This is a genomic window from Plantibacter sp. ME-Dv--P-095, from assembly GCF_030209365.1.
GTDB lineage: Bacteria > Actinomycetota > Actinomycetes > Actinomycetales > Microbacteriaceae > Plantibacter.
In genome coordinates this window covers 1-18926 of the sequence record NZ_JARVSB010000001.1, presented here as the reverse complement: position 1 = coordinate 18926, position 18926 = coordinate 1, and the positions used below count along the sequence as shown (strand labels likewise).

The window sequence follows — 18926 nt, the reverse complement described above, 5'->3', positions numbered from 1 at the left end:
GCGTCGGCCTCAGCGTCCGGCGTGCAGGCCGTTCGCGTGACGCAGGACCTCCTCGGCGACGAACGCCGACGGCTCGAGACCAGCGCGCGCCGTCACGCGGAAGAGCGCCTGTTCGCCCGGGAGCAGTGTCACCATGCCTCGATCGACGCGGGCCGAAGCGTCGACGCGGTCGACCAGGAGCGTGATGTCCCTGACGTAGCTCCTCGCGGTGACGGTCACGAGGTAGCGACCCGGATCGTCGACGTCCACGACCACCTCGGTCGACACCGGGTCAGCGTCGAGTGCCTGATCGACGACCTCCGAGGGATTGTGGATCGCGGTCGCAAATCCCGCGAGGGACGCGGTGATGACCTCGGCGCGCCTGTCCACGACCGCTTCGACGCCGGCCGGGACGATCACCCGTGCCGACCCACGCGCTGCGACCGACGCCTGCACGGCCGCGGTGGCCAGGACGGTCCCGTCGAACATCCTCCGGTGGAGGAGCACTTCCCCCGTCCACGCGTCGGCGGTGTCGTTCAGCACCACGAGTTCCAGACCTCCCTCGGCGGGCTGGAACGTCGCGAGACGTGGCTCGTAGACCGCCCGGAGCGCGAACCAGAGCGGCTTGCGATGTTCGGCGAAGTCAACGGCAGCCCAGGAGACGACCGGCCAATTGTCGTTCAATTGCCAGACGATGACGCCGGTGTTGAGGGGTGCGAGCGAACGGAAGTGCTCGATTCCGAACCGGATCGCCGCCGCTTGGTTGAGCTGGGTGGCCCAGTGCCATTCCTCGATCGTGCGCGGTTCAGGCAGATGTCCGCGCAGGCCGCGTTCGAGTTTCAGGTTGCCGTCCTCCGCCTTCTGATGCACCAGCATCTGAGGCCCGTGCGGGTCGAGCGGTTCATCGTGGACCACATCGACGAGCGTCGACCACGCGGGTGGTCCTTGGAACCCGAACTCCGAGGCGAACCGGGGGCGGTGCCGGCGGAACTCGGAGTAGTCGAGTCGGTTCCACACGTCCCAGATGTGCATGGTGCCGTTCGCGGCGTCGTTCGGATGCAGGTACTCGTCGAAGGAGTACGGGCTCGCGGGCGAGTACGGACGAGTCGGGTCGAGCTCGGCGACGAGGGCGGGGAGGAGTTCGCGATAGTACCCGTTCCCCCAGGTGCGTCCCTGGAGCTCGGTCCGCCACCCCCACTCGACGTATCCCCAGACGTTCTCGTTGTTGCCGTTCCAGACCACGAGGGACGGGTGGGGGCAGAGTCTGGTGATCGCCTCGCGCGCCTCCGCTTCGACTTCGGCTGCGAGCCACTCCTCCTCCGCATACGCAGCACACGCGAACAGGAAGTCCTGCCAGACGAGGACGCCCGCCTCATCGCAGGCGTCGTAGAAGTCGTCGGACTCGTAGATCCCGCCACCCCAGACGCGCAGGAGGTTCATGTTCGCCTCCACCGCGTCGGCGACGCGGCGTCGGTATCGGTCGCGGTCGATCTCCGTGACGAAGGCGTGGTCCGGGATCCAGTTCGCGCCACGGATCTGGATCGGCTCGCCGTTGACGACGATGTCGAACGGCGAACCGTGGTCGTCCGGCACCGTGTCGATCCGCACCGTCCGGAAGCCGATGCGCGAGTGCCAGTGCGCCGTCGATGCGCCCGCCCACTCCTCGCCGACGACGTCGACCTCGACGTCGTAGAGGGGCTGTCCACCGTGACCCCTCGGCCACCAGACGTCCACATCCGGAACGGCGAGGGTGACCCGCACCTCGGCGACGCCCGGCTCGACGGACACGGTGTCCTCGACCCCACCGACGGCGACCCGGAGTCGTACACGCTCGGAATCCGCGCGGGACGGCGTGGCCCAGTCCAAGCTGATGCGCGCATCCAGGACGCCAGCCAGGCCGTCTTCATGGTCCGCCAGGTCGACGAGCGGGCGGACGGAGTCGATCCGGACTCCCGACCAGCTCTCGATGCCGATCGGTCGCCAGATACCGCTGGTCGCGACGTCGATCCCCCAGTCCCAGCCGAAGTTCGATGCGGCCTTCCGCAGCGCGTTGTAGGGATGATGGTTCACATGCGGCCTGGCTCCGTGCGCCGCGGATCTCGCCTCCGCCTCGTCGACAGGAGCCGCGAAGGTGATCGTCAGTCGGTTCTCGCCCGTGCGAAGGTGCGGACCGACGTCGAAACGGTAGCTCCGATGCTGATTCTCGGTCTCCGCAATGAGCCTGCCGTTCAACTCGATCGAGGCGACGGTGTCGAGGCCGAGCGCCACCAGATCGTGACGCTCCGCCTGGTCGGCACTCCAGTGGAAGGTCGTCTCATAGCGCCAAACCGTGCTCCCGATCCACTGCTGGGCCGCCTCGTTGTCCCCGTCGAACGGGTCGGCGATGAGTCCGTGGGCGTGGAGATCAAGGTGCACGCAACCGGGGACCGACGCGGCGACGGTCACGTCACGGACCGCGTTCGGCACCGGTCCGGCGAGAGCGGTGAGGGTCCAATCGGAATGAAGCGGGAGGTAAGCCATGAGCGTCCTTGCGTGTCGGGCCTGCTGACGGATGTCATCTGCTACTTTATTACTTAACGTGACAAAGTCGATCACGATGACGGAAGCGGTAGGCTCCCGATGCCGACGCCGATGCCGGCGAGACCCGATGGCGAGAGGACCCCACGCGTGACGGAGACTCGTCTGTCCACGAACGCTCCACACCGGTGGCCGCACCTTGCGGACGCCGAACGCGGCGCCCTCCGCGAACTCCTCATCCACGGCCCGCTCCCCCGCGCCGAGATCGCGCGACGCCTCGACGTGTCCCGAGCGAGCCTGACCCGCGCGACCCGGGTGCTGATGGAGCAGGCGATGGTCACGGAAGGCGAGACAGCCCTGCGCGGCGCCATGGGTCGGCCTAGTGAGATGCTCGTCGTCCGTGGCGACGCTCACCATTTCCTCGGGGTGAAGCTGACCGGCGATGCCGTGTTCGCGGTCGTGACGGATCTCAGTGCGCAGATCGTCGCGAGCGCGGAGGAACCATTGGTGTCCACGTCCGTCTCCGACACCGTGGACCAGATCGGCCGGCTGTACGACCGATTCGCCGTGGAGTTCGACGACATCCGCGCCGCGGGAATCTGCCTCGCCGGAGACCTCGCCCGGATCGACGGCCGTCAGATCGTCCTCGCCTCCTACTTCCTCAAGTGGCGGGACGTGCCGCTCGCCGAGCTGCTCGGCCAGCGGTTGGGCATCCCGGTGACGGCCGACAACGACGTCCACGCGCTGACCGCCTCGCAGCACTGGTTCGGCGCGGGCGCAGGATCGGACTCACTGGCCCTCATCACGATCGGCGCCGGCATCGGATTCGGCCTGATCGTCGACGGCCGCGTCGTCACCGGCCACAGCGGACGTGCCGGTCGCTTCGACCACCTGATCGTCGATTCCACCGGCTCGACCTGCGGGCTCGGGCATCACGGTTGCGCAAGCGTCTACCTCACGAGCGAGTCCATCGTGAGAGCGGTGGGCCGCGAGGACGTCGACTATGCGGGAGCAGTCTCACTCGCCCGCGCGGGTGACGCGACCGCACTGCGGGCGTTCGAATCAGCCGGCCGAGCCCTGGGCGTCATCATCGGGACGATCATCAACGGACTCGATCCGGAACGGGTCGTCCTGACCGGCGATGGTCTCGCCGTCCTGGAAATCGCAGGCCCTGAGGTGCGTCGGACGATCGAAGCGATTCGACTTCCGAACGACGCACCAGCGCGGTTGGAGGTCCTCCCGTTCGAGTTCACCGAGTGGGCTCGTGCGGGTGCTGTGGCAGCGATCCGGACGATCCTCCGGTTCTGACGCCCGCTTCCAAACATTCGAACCACGGCGACGCTTTCGGGCTGCACTGGCTCAGTCGCCGATCCAGTACTCGCGAGTCGGCATCGCGGCGGCAAGGTTATGCCACACCTGCTCCGTCATCGCGATCCGAAGGAGAGCCAGGTTGGCGGCGCCGGTCTCGCTCACGTTCCGAGCGACGACGGCCCCGCCAGCCTTGGTGCTGTGACGAAGGCTCTTACCGGGACGCCGGTGATGCGGGAAGCCGATCACGGTCGTAAGTCGTCGCGGTGTACCCATGCGGTACCGGGTGCCCATCCTCGTCGAGACTCACGAACACGATCCGTTCGATCGTGAGGATGCTCCGTCGGGAGACCATGTTTCGCACCTCTGCCCGCATCGTGAGCGAGGTCCGGCCGAAGGCGGTCGCGCGGAGCCCCATCTCGATGAGGTCCCCCTGGAGCGCAGAGGAGACGAAATCGATCTCGGAGATGTACTTCGTCACCGCCCGCGGGTTCCCGAGCTGCAGGATCGCGTAGATAGCCGCCTCCTCGTCGATCCAGCGCAGCAGACTGCCGCCGAACAGACTCCCGTGTGCATTGAGATCCTCCGGACGGACCCAGCGACGCGAATGGAAGGTGATCCCCTGCGCCTGCTCCGCCCGCGCTGCAGAGCCACTCGACCCGACACTCACGGTTCGGCCTCAGATCACCGGCAGGAGGATGTCCCGCACCAGCGCGTCGAGCTTGGCATCGGCTTCGAGGAACTGACGCAACGTCCGGCGTGTGGCGCCGAAATCGTCGAACTCATCAATGGACATGCCATCCACCAGGTACGCCCTCCGGAATTCCGGAACTCGTTCCAAGAGCGTGTCCACGATGTGCTGAGCGACCGGCACGTCGATGCGGTGCAGGTCGACGGGGATCCGGTTCTCGTTGATACGCAGCTGCCAGTCGAACGGCGGCGAGACCACCAGATCGCCGCCGACCAGCTCGGACCACTGCAGGTGGTTACGGAAGGCGGCGGAGAGGATCCTCGACCGGTACCCACGTTCAGTGAAGATCCGGTGCGCCTCCTTCAACGCGGCCACGCCCGCCCACTCGAGGTAGCCGGGATCGATGAGGATGCGGTCCTTCGCGACGGACGCCTTCAGCCAGTCGTCGAGGCGCCCGCCCATGATGGTGACGACGGAGCCGAACTCCCAGTCCGGCAGTCCCTCAGCGGCCCGTCGATCGAGACCGCGCTCGATCGCCTCGGCGACCGCGACGGCCTGCGCCACCGTGAACGAGACCGTCGCGTTGATGCTGACGCCTCGATAGGTCGCTTCCTCGATCGCGCGGATACCGACCGCGGTCGCGGGGATCTTCACGATGATGTTCTCGGCCAGCGCCGAGAATCGAACGGCCTGCTCGACGAGCGCGTCAGCGTCTCGGTGCAGGCGTGGATCGGTCTGGATCGACAGCCGACCGTTGCGGCCGTTGCTTTCCCGGAACGCCGGCTCGAGGAGCACGGCGGCCTGGATCGACAGCTCCTCGACCACCTTCCAGCCAAGCTCGGCCTCCCCTGCCGTCGGGAACTCGACAGCAAGTTCAGCGATCCGCGGCGCCCACACGTCGAGGTTCTGGGAGATCACGGCGAGCGCGATGACCGGGTTGCAGGTCGCGCCGACCGCACCGAACGCGATCGACCTGGCGAGTTCGTCAGGGTCCGCGGAGTCGTTCCACAGACTTGTCGGCGTCGAGGCGGCTGCAACGGCGAGCGGAAGGGTGTCGGCTGTGGTGAGTGTGTCGGTCATCGAAATGCCTCCGGAAGTCGAGTGGGCGATCGCCGGAGCTGCGGCGACGCAGTACGTCGAGCCTATCCAATTTTTGACAGTATGTCCTGACAATCTGCGAACCAACTCACTGCGACCTGACATACCCACCATTTGGAAAGCCCTGATATTGTCAGGACAAGTTTTCACTCCACCCTGAAGGAGCCTCATGGCACAGCTCGAGCAGACGCTCCCCGTCGAACTCTTCCTCGACCTCGACCGCTCGGGTCCGGTCCCGCTCTACTACCAGATCGCGACCCGGCTCGAGCAAGCAATCCACGATGAGACGTTGCCGGCGGGATCGCGTCTCGAGAACGAGGTCGCGCTGGGCAATCGCCTCGGACTCTCCCGCCCCACGATCCGTCGAGCCATTCAGGAACTCGTGGACAAGGGCCTCCTCGTTCGTCGCCGCGGCATCGGCACACAGGTCGTCCACGGCAAGGTCACGCGGAACGTCGAACTCACGAGCTTGTTCGAGGATCTCGAGCGTACGGGCCAGAAACCGGAGACCGACATCCTCTCGGCCGAGGTCACAACGGCGGACGAGAAGGTCGCGGACGCCCTCGGCGTGTCGGCCGGTAGCCCGATCGTCCACATCAAACGGCTGCGCCGGGCGGACGGTGTCCCGCTGGCGATCCTCGAGAACTTCCTCCCCGAGGACCTCACCGACCTCGACCTCGGAGCCCTCGAGCACCACGGTCTCTATCAACTCCTCCGAGCACGCGGCGTCACGATGCGCGTGGCCAAGCAGCGGATCGGCGCGAGGGAGGCGACGGGGGCGGAGAGTGAGATGCTCGACGTCCGGAAGGGCGGCGCTCTCCTGACGATGTCGCGGACCGCCTTCGACAACTCCGGTCGGGCGGTCGAGTTCGGCCAGCACGTCTACCGACCCGACCTGTACTCCTTCGAGGTCACCCTCGTCGACCGGTAACGACCGGATCGCGCGACCTCAGCGCGCCGGAACGGCGAGCTCGCCGCTCAGGTACTGTGCGCGACCGAAGCCGAAGGACCAGTCTTGCGGCCCGTTCTCGACGTAGCCGATGAAGACGTCCGCGCCGTCGACGCCGACCTCGGAGAGATGCCCGGCTACAGCCGCGTAGAGCGCCTGCTTGGTCTCGTCGCTTCGACCGCGCTGGGTGAAGATCTGGATCATGACGACGCCGCCGGAGCGCTCGAAACCGAGCCCCGCATCCTCGGCGATGATCTGACCGGCCAGATGTTCGGTCACGATCTGGAAGCGATCACGGGGCGGAATCCCGTACACGGACACGATCGCCTCGTGGATGGCGTCTGCGATCTCTCGGACGTTCGCGGCATCACGGCCGGCGGTGAGGTCGATCCTGACGAGCGGCATAGAAGTCTCCTGTTCGGCAAAACTTTGTAAGGACATTCTTACCTTAGCGGCTCACCGGGCCTCTGTCACCAATAAGTAAATATGTCCTGACTTTCTATTGCCCTCTTGTCAGTTCTTCACTAGCTTGAGCCCTGCAATGATGCACGGGCCGCCCGAGGCCCACCCCTCGAAAGGACACAACGAAGTGAACACCTCAGCACGACGCTCGCTCCTCGGCACGATCGCCCTCGTCGGCGTCGCTGCACTCGCCCTGGCCGGTTGCACGGCGACCCCGAGCGCCGGCAGCAGCTCAGACGCCGGGCTCGCCTCCGGTTTCGGATCGCGCGCGGACAACCGCGACGCCTACTTCTTCACCTACTACAACCCGGCGAGCGACCCGTTCTGGGCGCAGATCCTGAAGGGCGGCGAGGACGCCGCCGAGCTCGGTCACCTGAATCTCACCCACCAGACCGCGGAAGGCGACCCGGACAAGATGGTCGACCTCGTCGGCACGGCGATCGCGACCAAGCCCTCGCTCATCTTCATGCCGTTCAACGAGGGTGAGAAATGGTCGAAAGTGGCCTGTGACGCCCACGACGCCGGTATCACCGTCATCGCCTACAACGTGCCCGCTCCTGACAGCGCGAAGGACTGCGTGTCCGGCTTCGTCGGCCAGGACTTCACCGAAGTCGGCACGCTCGTCGGCGAACGCCTCCTGAAGGAAGTCGACCTCAAGGAGGGCGACAAGGTCATGTTCCCGGCTGAAGAACCGGAACAGGACTACGCGATCAAGCGAGGCGGCGGCGTCCAGAAGGCCCTCGACGAGGTCGGCGCCAAGGGTGAGTACCTCCGCACGTCCGGCGCCGACGAGGAAGCCCTCAACTCCATGACGTCGTGGCTGACCGCGAACCCCGACGTCAAGGCGATCGTCCCGCTCGGCGGCACGCCGCACCGGAACGTCGTCGCCGCCATGGAGGCTGCGGGCATCTCCGTCCCGGTCGTCGGTTTCGACACGTCCCCGCAGGTGATCCAGGGCATCAAGGACGGCAAGATCCTCGCGACCGCCGATCAGCAGGGCTACGTGCAGGGGTACCAGTCGGTCATGCAGGGCATTCTGTCGATCGACTTCGGCCTCTCCCCCGCCAACATCAACTCCGGCGGCCTCGGCCTGATCGACAAGTCCAACGTCTCCTTCCTCGAGGAGAAGGACCTGCAGGGCATCCGCTACTGACGCCCGCCCACAGCGCCGGGGGCCGATCCACGACCCTCGGCGCACCGCACGGCATCCCCTCTCCGAACCGACCGCGATCCGTCGCGCACCGAAGGACCCCCATGTCTCAACCACCCACGCGCGAACCCGCGCCCATCCTGACCGCCCCGCTCTCCACGGAGAGCATCTCCCAGCCGCGCAAGCTGTCCGACAACCAACCGCACGGATTCGTCGACCGACTGCGGGACACGATCACCTACACCCGCGGACGCGGCGCACTCGAGATCGGCATCATCTTCGCGATCGTCCTGCTCGGCTTCATCATCGCCGGCGTGGTCGCACCGGACGCGTTCCCGTTCCTGTCGCCGAGCAACCTCTCCGGCGTCATCTCCCAGTCCATCCCCGTGCTCGCCATCCTCGGCATCGGCGCCGGGATCCTCATGATCGCGGGCGAGTTCGACCTGTCGCTCGGCGCGAACATCGGCTTCTCCGCGATCATCTTCATCCGCGTCTCCGAGGCCGTCGGCTGGGGCTGGGGTGCACTCGCAGCCATCGCCTGCGGCACCGGCATCGCGCTCATCAACGGCCTCATCGTCGTCGTCACCAAGATCCCGTCCTTCATCGCCACACTCGGTATGGGGTTCTTCTGGACCGGTGCAAGCCTCTTCGTGAACGGCACATCGCCCGCAATCCTGTCGAGCGCGAAGGACGACACGCTCGTCACGCTCTTCGCCGGCGACTTCGGCCTGTTCCGGTCACAGCTGGTCTGGTTGCTCGTCATCGGCGTGATCGGCTGGCTCTTCCTCCACCGGCACAAGCGCGGCAACCACGTCTACGCCGTCGGCGGCAACGCGGCCGCGGCGAAGGCGATCTCCATCAACCCGGCCGTCGTCCGGCTCATGGCGTTCGGCATCTTCGGCGGACTCGTCGGGTTCGCCTCGATCCTTATCGCGGTCCGCACCTCGTCGATGCAGCCGGGGAGCACCGACGACTACACGCTCATGGCCATCGCCGCCGCCGTAGTCGGTGGGACCTCGCTCCTCGGCGGTCGAGGCAGCATCGTCGGCATGATCATCGGCGCCGCCCTCATCCGCATCATCGAGAACGGACTCATCCTCGCGAAGGCGCCCGGCTTCTACATCCAACTCTTCGTCGGCCTCATCATCGTGATCGCCGCCATCTTCAACAAGCTCATGGAAGGAAAGGCCTCGTGATCATCGACGCCACCATCGACACCGCGACGCCTCTGCTCAGGGTCGAGGGAGTCACCAAGCGATACGGAGCCAACACCGTCCTGAACGACGTCTCCTTCGACATCGGCCACAGCGAGGTCGTCGGCCTGCTCGGCGACAATGGTGCCGGCAAGTCGACACTTGTGAAGATCATGTCGGGCGTCGTCCAGATGTCGTCGGGTTCGTACACCTGGGAAGGTCAGCAGCACGACACCGTCAACCGGGCGCTGACGGAACAGCTCGGCGTCGAGACGATTTTCCAGGACTCGGCGCTCGTGCCGCAGATGTCCATCACTCGGAACCTGTTCATGGGTCGGGAGATCACCAACCGTCTCGGTCTCATGAAGATGAAGCAGATGGACGCGATCACCTCGGAGATCCTGGACACCGTCGTGACGATCGAGGGCATCAAGTCCTCGAAGCAGCTCGTCGCCTCGCTGTCAGGCGGACAGGCGCAGGCGGTCGCCATCGCCCGAGCGGTGCACTTCAAGCGAAGCCTCCTCATCCTGGACGAACCGACGTCCGCACTCGCCGTGCGGGCGACCGAGGCGCTGCTGAACTATCTCCGACAGTTGAAGTCGGAGGGCGTGAGCTCGGTGCTGGTCACCCACAACCTGCACCACGCCTACCAGGTCTGTGATCGCCACATCGTGATGAACCACGGGCGGAAGATCCTCGATGTCCGCCGCGAGGACACGAGTGTCGAAGAACTCACTGCTGCTGTCGTCGAGGGCGCGGTCGGCGTCGAGCGGTTCCGCACTGGCGCGTTCTGAATCGGAGCCACCTCCTGCGAGCCCTGCCCCACCGATGCGTGGCGGCAGGGCTCGCTTCGTGAAGACGCTCATGTCGGTACTGGCGCTTGTTGGCAGAATGTCCTAACATAAGGACACATTCTCACCCGGTTCAGCGTCGACAACCGGCCCATCGGGGCTGGAGGCGGGAACACGCAAAGGAGCGAACAACGTGTCTCATGGTGGAACGATCACCAATGCCGTGAAGGTGGCCTTGCCACCCCTCGGCAACGGCCCCTACAACAAGCGCCTCGGCCTCGTCGCCGTCATCGCGACCTTCGGTGGACTCCTCTTCGGCTACGACACCGGGGTGCTCAACGGCGCCCTGTCGTTCATGATGGAGTACTTCGGGCTCAATCCCTTCCAAGAGGGCCTCATCACCTTCACCCTGTTGATCGGGGCTGCTGTAGGCGCCTTCTTCGGCGGGCGACTGTCGGACCGACTCGGTCGGAAGCGCAACATCCTCATCATCGCCGTCCTGTTCTTCATCGGTGCCGGCGGCTGTGTCATCGCTCCGAGCTACGAGATCCTCCTCGTCTTCCGCTTCATCCTCGGTCTCGCCGTGGGTGGCGCCTCGGTCACCGTCCCGGTCTACCTCGCCGAGGTCGCCCCGTTCGAGAAGCGCGGAAGCCTCGTCTCCCGCAATGAACTGATGATCGTCGGCGGGCAGTTCCTCGCCTTCGCCATCAACGCCATCATCGGCAATGTCTGGGGCTCCAACGACCACGTCTGGCGCTACATGCTCGCCATCGCCGTGATCCCGGCATTCGTCCTGTTCTTCGGCATGCTCCGGATGCCCGAGAGTCCGCGCTGGCTCCTCGCTCGCGGTCGCGACGACGAGGCCCTCGAGGTGCTCCGGCAGGTGCGATCCGAGGAGCGGGCCGTCGCCGAGATGGAAGAGGTCCGGCAGCTCTCCGTGATCGAGAAGGACGAGCAGTCCGGCACCTTCATGGACATCGTGCGGACCCCGTGGATCCGACGCCTCCTCTTCATCGGCATCGGCATCGCCGCCTACCAGCAGCTCACCGGCATCAACTCGATGATGTACTACGGCACCCAGGTGCTCGAGGCGGCCGGCTTCACACGGAACGCCGCGCTGAGCTTCAACGTCCTGAACGGTGTGATGTCCGTCACGGCGATGCTCGTGGCACTCTCCATCATCAACCGCTTCAACCGCCGCTCGCTGATGCTGTTCGGCTTCATCGGGACCACGACGATGCACCTGCTCGTCGGCGCCATCGGCCTGGGGCTCCCTGAGGACAACCCCGTCCGCCCGTGGCTGCTCCTCGTCGCGATCCTGCTCTTCATCGGGATCATGCAGGGCACCATCGGTCCCCTCGCGTGGCTCATGATCGCCGAGATCTTCCCACTGAAGATGCGCGGCGTCATGATCGGCATCACCGTCCTGGTGCTCTGGTCCACGAACGCGATCATCTCGTTGGCGTTCCCCTCGCTCGTCGAGTCGCTCGGTTTCGGAACGTTCCTGCTCTTCGCAGCGGTCGGTCTCCTCGCCATCCTCTTCGTCGCGACGAGCGTCCCGGAGACGAAGGGCAAGAGCCTGGAGTCCCTCGAGGACCACTTCAAGGAGCAGTACAAGACGTTCTGATCGGCAGCCGCTGTACCGCCGAACGGCCCGCCCTCATCGAGAGGGCGGGCCGTTCGGTCGTGGGGGCTTCATCCCCCGGCTCCGTGTGCCGGAGGCGTCAGACGGATGAGAGGTCGACCCACGCTCCGAGGCGGTCGCTGTGCCGCGCTGCCTCGAGGATCGCGAACGTCGCGAGCGAGCCCTCGACGGCGACAGGGAACCCGCCCGACCCGGAGTCGACGGCGTCGCGGACACCGGTGTAGAAGTCCTGCCACCGGCCGTCGGCCCGCGGGTAGGGCCGACGCTCGCCATCGACCGTCGTCAGCCTGCCCCACCGCTCGTGCGGCTCGACACCCCACCCCCGGTCGCCCGGTCGCAGGCCGGCGAGCACCTGCTCGGTCTGGATGTCGAGTCCGTCCAGGGTGATGGTCCCGGAGCTTCCGGTGACCCGGAGGCGCGGCCGGCCGTCAGGCTGGAGGACGTCGGATGCGACGATCGACCGGACACCGTTCCGGTGCTCTATCACCAGATCGAAGGCGTACTCGTAGGCGTCAGCGGGTCGGCGGTCGATCGTCGCGAACACCCGGTCCGCCGGCCCGAGGGCTTCGCGCACCTGGTCCACGATATGACTCCCGAGGTCGAGGAGCTGGCCGCCCCCTGACCCGTCGGCAGTCGCCTCGGGCTCCCAGCGGTCGAGCACGTTCTCGACCGTCCGGAGGTCACCGACCGCTCCAGAACGGACGATCGCCCGCAGCGTCCTGGACTCCGAGTCCCACCGCCGGTTCTGGAACACGCTGAGCGGCACGCCCCGCTCGGCGGCGTAAGAGACGAGCTCGCGGGCCTCGGCGAGGCTGACGGCCATCGGTTTGTCGACGATCACCGGTACGGCCGCGTCGATCACCTGTTTCGCGAGATCGATGCGTCCCGACGGCGGCGTTGAAATCGTGACGACGTCGACGCCGGATGCCAGCAATTCGGCCAGGGTGTCGAAGGCTGGGACACCAGGATGATCCGATGCCAACTCCGCGCGTCTCGCCGGCGATCGGGTCACCACACCGGCGAGGACGCCCTCGCCGAGTGCGGTGACGAACGGGGCGTGGAATGTGCGCCCGCCGAAACCGTATCCGACGAGGCCGAGTCTCACGCGTCGGCTCCCGCTCCCTCATTCGAGGCGGCCGCGCGGCCGGTGTCGATGAGGGCGCGGAGGCGCTCGAGCTGGAACCGCGAGATCTCGTCGGCGCGCTCGTCCTCCGCGAAGACGTTCGACACGAGGATGGCGTCCTCGCGATCGAGGAAGCCGGTGCGACCGAGCGTTGCGAAGAGTCCCGTCCAGTCGACGTCACCGTCGCCGATCGCGAGGTGCTGGTGCACCCGTGCCGCGTTGCCCGGCGGGTTGCTGATGTATCGAAGGCCATGCGACCGGTGGTGGTCGAAGGTGTCCGCCGCGTACACCGCACCGAGTCGGTCGCCGAGCTCAGGCAGCAGGCTGGCAGCGCGGTCGCCGTAATGGAAGGTGTGCGAGGCGACGTAGACGAAGCCGACGGATGACGAATTCAAGCCGCGGATGATCCGCCAGGCCTCGAGCCCGTCCTCGACGAAGTCGTCGGGGTGCGGGTCGAAGTTGATCCGGACACCCTCCCGTTCGGCGAGCGGCAACAGGGTCTCCATCGAACGGTAGAACGCCGCCTCCGAGTCCTCGCTGCGCTCCGGCCGGCCGCTGAACTCGGTGTTGAGGGTGTCGACACCGAGCTCGACCGCCAGCCGGATGATGCGCGAGAAGTTCCGGACGGCAGCCTCCCGCTGCGGCTCCTCGGGTGAGGAGATGCGCTGCACCGGCAGGAGTGCCGGGATCGTGATCCCGGCGTCGGCGACGCGCTTGCGCAGGGCGGCGACGAGGGCGTCGTCGGCCTTGGGGTAGCGGTAGAACGGCCCGAAGTCGGCGTGCGGCGTCAGCTGCAGGTGGTCGTACCCGAGCCGTGCGGCGATGTCGGGGAAGTCGAGCAGCCCGTGGTCGTGGTGGTACGGGGTCGGGTCGAGGGCGATGCGGACCATCGGGGAACTCCTTCGTCAGTGCGTCCGGCCGGCGTCGCGAGGGACCCCGACCGGACGCGGATCAAGCGTAGAACGCGGGGCGCTCGGGAACGACGACGGGCACCGGGCCGTCGGTGTTGAGGGCGGCGACGCCGGCCTCGCAGGCGAGTGCCACCTTGTAGCCGTCCCAGGCGTTCGGGCCGTCGACGAGCGTGCCGAGACGGACGGCGTCCACCCAGCGCTGCACCTGCTCGTCGTAGGCCGCGGCGAACCGGGTCACGAAGCTCGTGTGGTCGGCGACGCTGAAGCGGCCGTCCTTCCACTGCTGCAGCCCCGACGGCTGGCCGATGCGTGCGATGCTCTCGGCGAAGACGGCCTCGGTCGCAACCTGGTAGCCGAACTGGACACTCACGTTCATCTCCACGTCGACGAGGACACCGTTCGCGAGCTCGATGATGACGAGGATCGGCTCGCGCAGGTGGTCAGGGCTCAGCCGGTTGCGACGCGGGTACTTCACCTCGACGCTCGCGACGGTCGAGCCGGCCACCCACGGCAGCACGTCGAACTCGTGCACGACGGAGTCGGTGATGAGCATCGTCTGCGTGTATGTGTCGGGGACGACCGCGTTGCGGTGGACACCGCGGAGCATGAGGAGCTCGCCGGCCTCGCCCGACTCGACGAGGGCGCGCAGCTGCTGGTACTCGGCGTCGAACCGGCGCATGAACCCGACCTGGATGTGCGGTCGGTCGAGCTGCTGCTCGGCCTCGAGCACCCGCCACGACGACGTGGAGTCGGGCGTCAGCGGCTTCTCGCAGAGGATCGGGAGTCCGGCGGCGAGTGCCGGCAGGAGCACCGGCTCGTGGAACTGCCCGGGGGTCGCGATGAGGACGGCGTCCACAGCGCCGGCCGCGATCGCGTCCTCGATCCTGGTGAACGCCTGGGCCCCGGGGGCGTTGGCGGCCGCGGCTGCGGCGCGGCCTGCGTCCGGTTCGATGATCGCCGCGACGACCGCACCGCTCACGCGTTCGGTGATCCGTTTGACGTGGTCGGCTCCCATCAGGCCGGCACCGACGATGCCGACCCGGAGGTCGCCGGTCCGTGCGTCGGTCCCCGTGGGACGGTCAGTGGTCTGGGTGGTGGTGCTCATGGCGTCGGTGCCTTCCGTGGGTTCTGGCTGGTCGGGGTGGGTCAGCTGACGCGGGCCGCGGCGGTCTCGCCGAAGATGTGCTCGCGTGTGCGCTTGGCGATGGGGAACGGGCGATCGATCGAGCAGCCGTACATGTCCTGCTCGACGATGCCGAAGATCTGCGGGTCGAGTGCCGCGACGCGCTCGATGATGGGGCCGAGCTCCGGGACGCCGAACGGCGGCTCGACCATGATGTCCTGGGTGACGGCCTCGGCGAACGGCACGTCGTTCTTCAGGACGTCGAACAGCAGGCTCGTGTCGACCTGCTTCAGGTGCAGGTAGCCGATCCGCGACGGGTGGTCGTCGATGAGCTTGAGGTTGTCGCCGCCGTAGTAGGAGAAGTGGCCCGTGTCGAGGCAGAGGTTCGTGTACCGCTCGTCGGTCTCCGCGAGGAAGCGCTCGACCTCTTTGGTCGTCCCGACGTGGCTGTCGGCGTGGGAGTGGAACTGCTGCTTGATCCCGAACTCCTCGAGGAGGGCCTTGCCGAGGCGATCGTGCCCGGCGGCGAGCTTCGCCCACTGCCCGTCGTCGAGGGTGCGAGCCTCGAGGACCTCACTCGTCGCGTCACTGCGCCACAGGTCCGGGATCACGACGAGGTGCTCGGCCCCGAGCTTCGAGACGAGCCCGGCGATGTCGAGCGCCTGGTCCCAGGCGCGCTTCCACTGGTCGTCGCCCTTGTGGAAGCCGGTGAAGACGGTTCCCGCCGAGAGCTTGAGCCCTCGAGAGCCGAGTTCGTCGGCGAGCTGGTTCGGATCGGTGGGGAGGTACCCGTACGGGCCGAGCTCGATCCACTCGTAGCCGGAAGCGACGACCTCGTCGAGGAAGCGCTCCCACGGGACCTGCTTCGGGTCGTCGGGGAACCAGACACCCCAGGAGTCGGGCGCGGTGCCGATACGGATCGACGGGGTGGTGGCGGATGCTGACATCGGGTTCCTTCGGTACTCGTTCGTGGGGTTCTGGTCGGTGACTCAGCCGAGCAGCGGCTTCTGGGTGGCCTTGATCTCGGCGTACTCCTCGTACGCACGCCGCGTGCTCGGCAGCTCGGAGACTGCGGGGACGGGGACGTCCCACCAGCCTTCGCCGTCGGGCGAGTACAGCAGTGGATCGCTGTTGATGTGGATGAGCGTCGTCCGGTCGGAGGCCTTTGCGGTCGCCATGGCCGCCCTGAGGTCGTCGATCGACGAGGCGCCGGGCTGGATCTCGATCACGTCGACGCCGTAGCTGCGCGCATTGGCGGCGAGGTCGACGGGCAGGATCTGCTCGCCCTGGAAGTTGCGGGCCTCGGGGTCGAGGCTGCGGTACCAGGTGCCGAAGCGTTCGGATCCGACCGTCTCCGAGAGGTGCCCGATCGAGGCGTACCCGTGGTTCTGGATGAGGACGACGATGAGCTTGATGCCCTCGGCGACCGCGGTCACGAGCTCCGTGTGGAGCATGAGGTACGACCCGTCGCCCACCATGACGACCACGTCGCGGTCGGATCCGCTCGCCTCGGCACCGCGCTTCACGCCGAGCCCGCCGGCGATCTCGTATCCCATGCAGGAGAAGGCGTACTCGACGTGGTAGCCGAGGGCGTCCCGCACGCGCCACAGCTTGTGGAGGTCGCCGGGGAGCGAGCCGGCCGCCTGCACGATCACGTCCTCAGGGTCGGTGCTCGACTGCACGGCACCGATGATCTCGGCCTGGCCGGGGAGCGCGAGTCCGGACGGCACGAAGGCCTCGTCGACGACCGCATCCCATGCCGCCTTCTCGCGGCGGACGGTCTCGGCGTGTTCGGCGTCGACGCGGAATCCGGCGAGCTCGGTCTGCAACGCTTCGAGCGTCTCCCGCGCATCCGCGACGACGGCGATCTGCGTTCCGTGCTTGTACGCGTCGAAGCTCGCGACGTTGACGTTGACGAAGGTCACACCCTCGGCCTGGAACGCCGTGCGGCTCGCCGTGGTGAAGTCGCTGTAGCGCGTCCCCACACCGATCACGACGTCGGCTTCCGCCGCGAGACGATTGGCCGCCGTGGTCCCGGTGGCGCCGATCGCGCCGACGTTCTGGGGGTGGTCCCACACGAGCGAACCGCCACCGGCCTGCGAGGTACCGACGGGGATGCCGGTCGCCTCGACGAGCAGCCGCAGCGCCTCCTCCGCGTTCGAGTAGATCACTCCCCCGCCGGCGACGATGATGGGACGCTTCGCCCCGCGGATCGCCGTGACGGCGCGAGCCAGTGCCGCACGTTCCGGGAGTGGACGGCGGAGGTGCCACTCGCGGTCCTGGAGGAACTCGATCGGCACCTCGACGGTCTCCGCCTGCACGTCCTCCGGCAGGGCGATCGTGACCGCGCCGGTCTCGGCCGGGTCGGTGAGGACGCGCATGGCGGCGAGGGCGATCGAGAACAGCTGCTCGGGCCGCTGCACCCGGTCGAAGAAGCGGGACAGCGGACGGAACGCGTCGTTGACGGTGATGCCGATGTCGTGCGGCAGTTCGAGTTGCTGGAGGACCGGGTCGGCGACGCGTGTCGCGAAGGTGTCACTGGGCAGCAGGAGCGCCGGAAGCCGGTTGGTGGTGGCGAGGGCGGCACCGGTGAGCATGTTCGCGGCACCCGGGCCGACCGAGGCCGCACTCGCGAAGGTGCCGAGGCGTCGGTGCATGCGGGCGTAGCCGACGGATTGGTGCACCATCGCCTGCTCGTTGCGCGCCTGGAAGTAGGGCATGAGGTCGGGCTCGAGCGCGTTCGCCTGTTTGAGCGCCTGCCCGAGACCTGCGACGTTGCCGTGCCCGAAGATGCCGAACATGCCGGGGATGGTCCGCTCCCGGTGGTCGCCGTCCACGGTCCACTGGTGACCGAGGAATTCGACGAGCGCCTGGCTCACCGTCATCCGCTTCGTCCTGGGGTTCGTCGCCATCACTGCTGTCCTTCGTCGTCGGTGCTGTCGTTCGAGTGGTGCGGTGCCGCATCGGCCGTGTACGGCAGGCGCGGGTCGATGTCCTGGCCGGCCCAGCTCTGACGGATCCACGCGTGTGCCGGGTCGTCGCTGATGTGCCAGGCCCGCTCGTCGTCGGGGCCCGCCATCACGTTCAGGTAGTAGAGGTCGTAGCCCGGAGCCGCGACGGCCGGTCCGTGGTACCCGAAGGGTACGAGCGCGATGTCGCCCGTGCGGACGATCGCGGTGATGTCGATCTCCCCGGTGGGCGAGGAGTAGGTGGCGAACATGCCGAAGGGATCCGTCGACGCCGGCGCGACCAGCCCCTTGGACACGGCGGACTCGAAGTAGTAGATCTCCTCGAGTCGAGTCTCCTCGCCGGGCACGTGCTCATCGTGCTTGTGGGCGGGGTAGGACGACCAGTTCTCGGCCGGGGTCACGACCTCGCAGACGATGAGCTTCGCGGCGTCGAGCGCGTCCGGCGTGCCGAAGTTGTGGACCTGCCGGCTGGAGCGCCCGGCACCACGCAACTCGACGGGCACCTCGTCGGCGCGCACGTAGCGGGTCGGCAGCGCGGTGGTCGCCGGTGCCTCAGCGACGGCGACCCGGCCGGAGCCTCGGAGCGTCCCGGCCGTCCCGGTACCGAGGTAGAGGACGTCGGTGGGGCCGTCGAACACGGATGCCCGACCGCCGAGCACCGCGGTGTCGGCGTTCCCGTCACCGTCGGACCACTGCACGGAGAACGAGCCGGCGAGCGGGACGACGATGCGCTCCACCGCACCGGCCAGGAGCCCGAGCTCGTCGTCACCCGAGAGTTCGGCGACGCGGAGCCCGGTGTGCTGCCAACCCTCGGTCGCCCCGTCGACGACGCTCTCCCAGCCGTCGCGGGAGAGCTCGCCCTGCTCGTACATCCACTGCATGGTGTTCACTCCGTCGTGTGTGATTCGATCTTGCCGCTCGGCCCTGCCCTTCGCCAGGCTCCGGGGTGTCGGTCCCTGAGCTTGTCGAAGGGCGGGCGGGCCGGGGTGCCTCAGTTCTGGGGGAAGCCGAGGTTGA

16 protein-coding genes are annotated in these 18926 nt (G+C 67.4%); 6 read left to right on the top strand and 10 right to left on the bottom strand.

What is annotated here, in order from left to right:
- Positions 1 to 9 precede the first annotated feature (9 nt).
- On the bottom strand, positions 10 to 2499 hold the full coding sequence (locus QRN26_RS00080; protein WP_285034810.1) for a glycoside hydrolase family 2 protein: 2490 nt from the start codon (positions 2497 to 2499) through the stop codon (positions 10 to 12).
- A 147-nt stretch (positions 2500 to 2646) separates the two neighbouring features.
- Here QRN26_RS00080 and QRN26_RS00075 point away from each other — a divergent pair, with 147 nt between their 5' ends.
- The gene (locus QRN26_RS00075) at positions 2647 to 3804 is read left to right on the top strand and encodes an ROK family transcriptional regulator (protein WP_285034809.1); all 1158 of its coding nucleotides are present in this window, start codon (positions 2647 to 2649) and stop codon (positions 3802 to 3804) included.
- A gap of 214 nt (positions 3805 to 4018) precedes the next feature.
- On the opposite strand, the gene QRN26_RS00070 is transcribed toward QRN26_RS00075, so the two are convergent.
- Positions 4019 to 4474, bottom strand: coding sequence for an acyl-CoA thioesterase (locus tag QRN26_RS00070; protein WP_082498450.1), 456 nt, complete (start codon positions 4472 to 4474; stop codon positions 4019 to 4021).
- Between the two features lie 9 nt (positions 4475 to 4483).
- A complete protein-coding gene (locus tag QRN26_RS00065) occupies positions 4484 to 5764 on the bottom strand; it encodes a transaldolase family protein (RefSeq protein WP_350223900.1) in 1281 nt (426 codons plus the stop codon).
- On the opposite strand from QRN26_RS00065, the gene QRN26_RS00060 reads away from it, so the two are divergent.
- The gene (locus QRN26_RS00060) at positions 5763 to 6524 is read left to right on the top strand and encodes a GntR family transcriptional regulator (protein WP_056006350.1); all 762 of its coding nucleotides are present in this window, start codon (positions 5763 to 5765) and stop codon (positions 6522 to 6524) included. The genes QRN26_RS00065 and QRN26_RS00060 overlap by 2 nt on opposite strands.
- Positions 6525 to 6542: 18 nt before the next feature.
- Here QRN26_RS00060 and QRN26_RS00055 read toward each other — a convergent pair whose 3' ends face one another.
- The gene (locus tag QRN26_RS00055) at positions 6543 to 6947 is read right to left on the bottom strand and encodes a tautomerase family protein (RefSeq protein WP_056006353.1); all 405 of its coding nucleotides are present in this window, start codon (positions 6945 to 6947) and stop codon (positions 6543 to 6545) included.
- A 184-nt stretch (positions 6948 to 7131) separates the two neighbouring features.
- On the opposite strand from QRN26_RS00055, the gene QRN26_RS00050 reads away from it, so the two are divergent.
- The 4 genes from QRN26_RS00050 to QRN26_RS00035 all read left to right on the top strand — a co-directional run bounded on the left by QRN26_RS00050 (position 7132) and on the right by QRN26_RS00035 (position 11765).
- On the top strand, positions 7132 to 8157 hold the full coding sequence (locus QRN26_RS00050; protein WP_056006357.1) for a substrate-binding domain-containing protein: 1026 nt from the start codon (positions 7132 to 7134) through the stop codon (positions 8155 to 8157).
- Between the two features lie 101 nt (positions 8158 to 8258).
- Positions 8259 to 9350 (top strand): ABC transporter permease, encoded by a 1092-nt coding sequence (locus QRN26_RS00045; RefSeq protein ID WP_056006360.1) that lies wholly within the window; start codon positions 8259 to 8261, stop codon positions 9348 to 9350.
- Positions 9347 to 10141, top strand: a complete 795-nt coding sequence (locus QRN26_RS00040) for an ATP-binding cassette domain-containing protein (RefSeq protein WP_285034807.1) — start codon at positions 9347 to 9349, stop codon at positions 10139 to 10141. The genes QRN26_RS00045 and QRN26_RS00040 overlap by 4 nt, the downstream gene beginning before the upstream one ends.
- A gap of 190 nt (positions 10142 to 10331) precedes the next feature.
- The gene (locus QRN26_RS00035; RefSeq protein ID WP_285034805.1) at positions 10332 to 11765 is read left to right on the top strand and encodes a sugar porter family MFS transporter; all 1434 of its coding nucleotides are present in this window, start codon (positions 10332 to 10334) and stop codon (positions 11763 to 11765) included.
- A gap of 97 nt (positions 11766 to 11862) precedes the next feature.
- Here the strand turns inward: QRN26_RS00035 and QRN26_RS00030 are convergent, their stop codons facing one another.
- The 6 genes from QRN26_RS00030 to iolB all read right to left on the bottom strand — a co-directional run bounded on the left by QRN26_RS00030 (position 11863) and on the right by iolB (position 18790).
- On the bottom strand, positions 11863 to 12888 hold the full coding sequence (locus QRN26_RS00030; protein WP_285034804.1) for a Gfo/Idh/MocA family protein: 1026 nt from the start codon (positions 12886 to 12888) through the stop codon (positions 11863 to 11865).
- Positions 12885 to 13796 carry a sugar phosphate isomerase/epimerase family protein gene (locus QRN26_RS00025; protein ID WP_285034803.1) on the bottom strand — a complete coding sequence of 304 codons (912 nt, stop codon included), beginning with the start codon at positions 13794 to 13796 and terminating at the stop codon, positions 12885 to 12887. The genes QRN26_RS00030 and QRN26_RS00025 overlap by 4 nt, the downstream gene beginning before the upstream one ends.
- 61 nt (positions 13797 to 13857) lie before the next feature.
- A complete protein-coding gene (locus tag QRN26_RS00020; protein WP_285034802.1) occupies positions 13858 to 14922 on the bottom strand; it encodes a Gfo/Idh/MocA family protein in 1065 nt (354 codons plus the stop codon).
- Positions 14923 to 14963: 41 nt separating this feature from the next.
- Positions 14964 to 15887 carry a sugar phosphate isomerase/epimerase family protein gene (locus QRN26_RS00015; RefSeq protein ID WP_285034800.1) on the bottom strand — a complete coding sequence of 308 codons (924 nt, stop codon included), beginning with the start codon at positions 15885 to 15887 and terminating at the stop codon, positions 14964 to 14966.
- A gap of 42 nt (positions 15888 to 15929) precedes the next feature.
- Positions 15930 to 17852 carry a 3D-(3,5/4)-trihydroxycyclohexane-1,2-dione acylhydrolase (decyclizing) gene (gene iolD, locus QRN26_RS00010; RefSeq protein ID WP_285034799.1) on the bottom strand — a complete coding sequence of 641 codons (1923 nt, stop codon included), beginning with the start codon at positions 17850 to 17852 and terminating at the stop codon, positions 15930 to 15932.
- The gene (gene iolB / locus QRN26_RS00005) at positions 17852 to 18790 is read right to left on the bottom strand and encodes a 5-deoxy-glucuronate isomerase (RefSeq protein WP_285034933.1); all 939 of its coding nucleotides are present in this window, start codon (positions 18788 to 18790) and stop codon (positions 17852 to 17854) included. The genes iolD and iolB overlap by 1 nt, the downstream gene beginning before the upstream one ends.
- Between the last annotated feature and the right edge of the window lie 136 nt (positions 18791 to 18926).

Coding starts and splice junctions, on each gene's coding strand:
- QRN26_RS00080 (WP_285034810.1), bottom strand. CDS start 2,499: ATGGCTTACCTCCCGCTTCATTCCGATTGGACCCTCACCGCTCTCGCC.
- QRN26_RS00060 (WP_056006350.1), top strand. CDS start 5,763: ATGGCACAGCTCGAGCAGACGCTCCCCGTCGAACTCTTCCTCGACCTC.
- QRN26_RS00065 (WP_350223900.1), bottom strand. CDS start 5,764: ATGAGGCTCCTTCAGGGTGGAGTGAAAACTTGTCCTGACAATATCAGG.
- QRN26_RS00055 (WP_056006353.1), bottom strand. CDS start 6,947: ATGCCGCTCGTCAGGATCGACCTCACCGCCGGCCGTGATGCCGCGAAC.
- QRN26_RS00045 (WP_056006360.1), top strand. CDS start 8,259: ATGTCTCAACCACCCACGCGCGAACCCGCGCCCATCCTGACCGCCCCG.
- QRN26_RS00025 (WP_285034803.1), bottom strand. CDS start 13,796: ATGGTCCGCATCGCCCTCGACCCGACCCCGTACCACCACGACCACGGG.
- QRN26_RS00020 (WP_285034802.1), bottom strand. CDS start 14,922: ATGAGCACCACCACCCAGACCACTGACCGTCCCACGGGGACCGACGCA.
- QRN26_RS00015 (WP_285034800.1), bottom strand. CDS start 15,887: ATGTCAGCATCCGCCACCACCCCGTCGATCCGTATCGGCACCGCGCCC.
- iolD (WP_285034799.1), bottom strand. CDS start 17,852: ATGGCGACGAACCCCAGGACGAAGCGGATGACGGTGAGCCAGGCGCTC.
- iolB (WP_285034933.1), bottom strand. CDS start 18,790: ATGCAGTGGATGTACGAGCAGGGCGAGCTCTCCCGCGACGGCTGGGAG.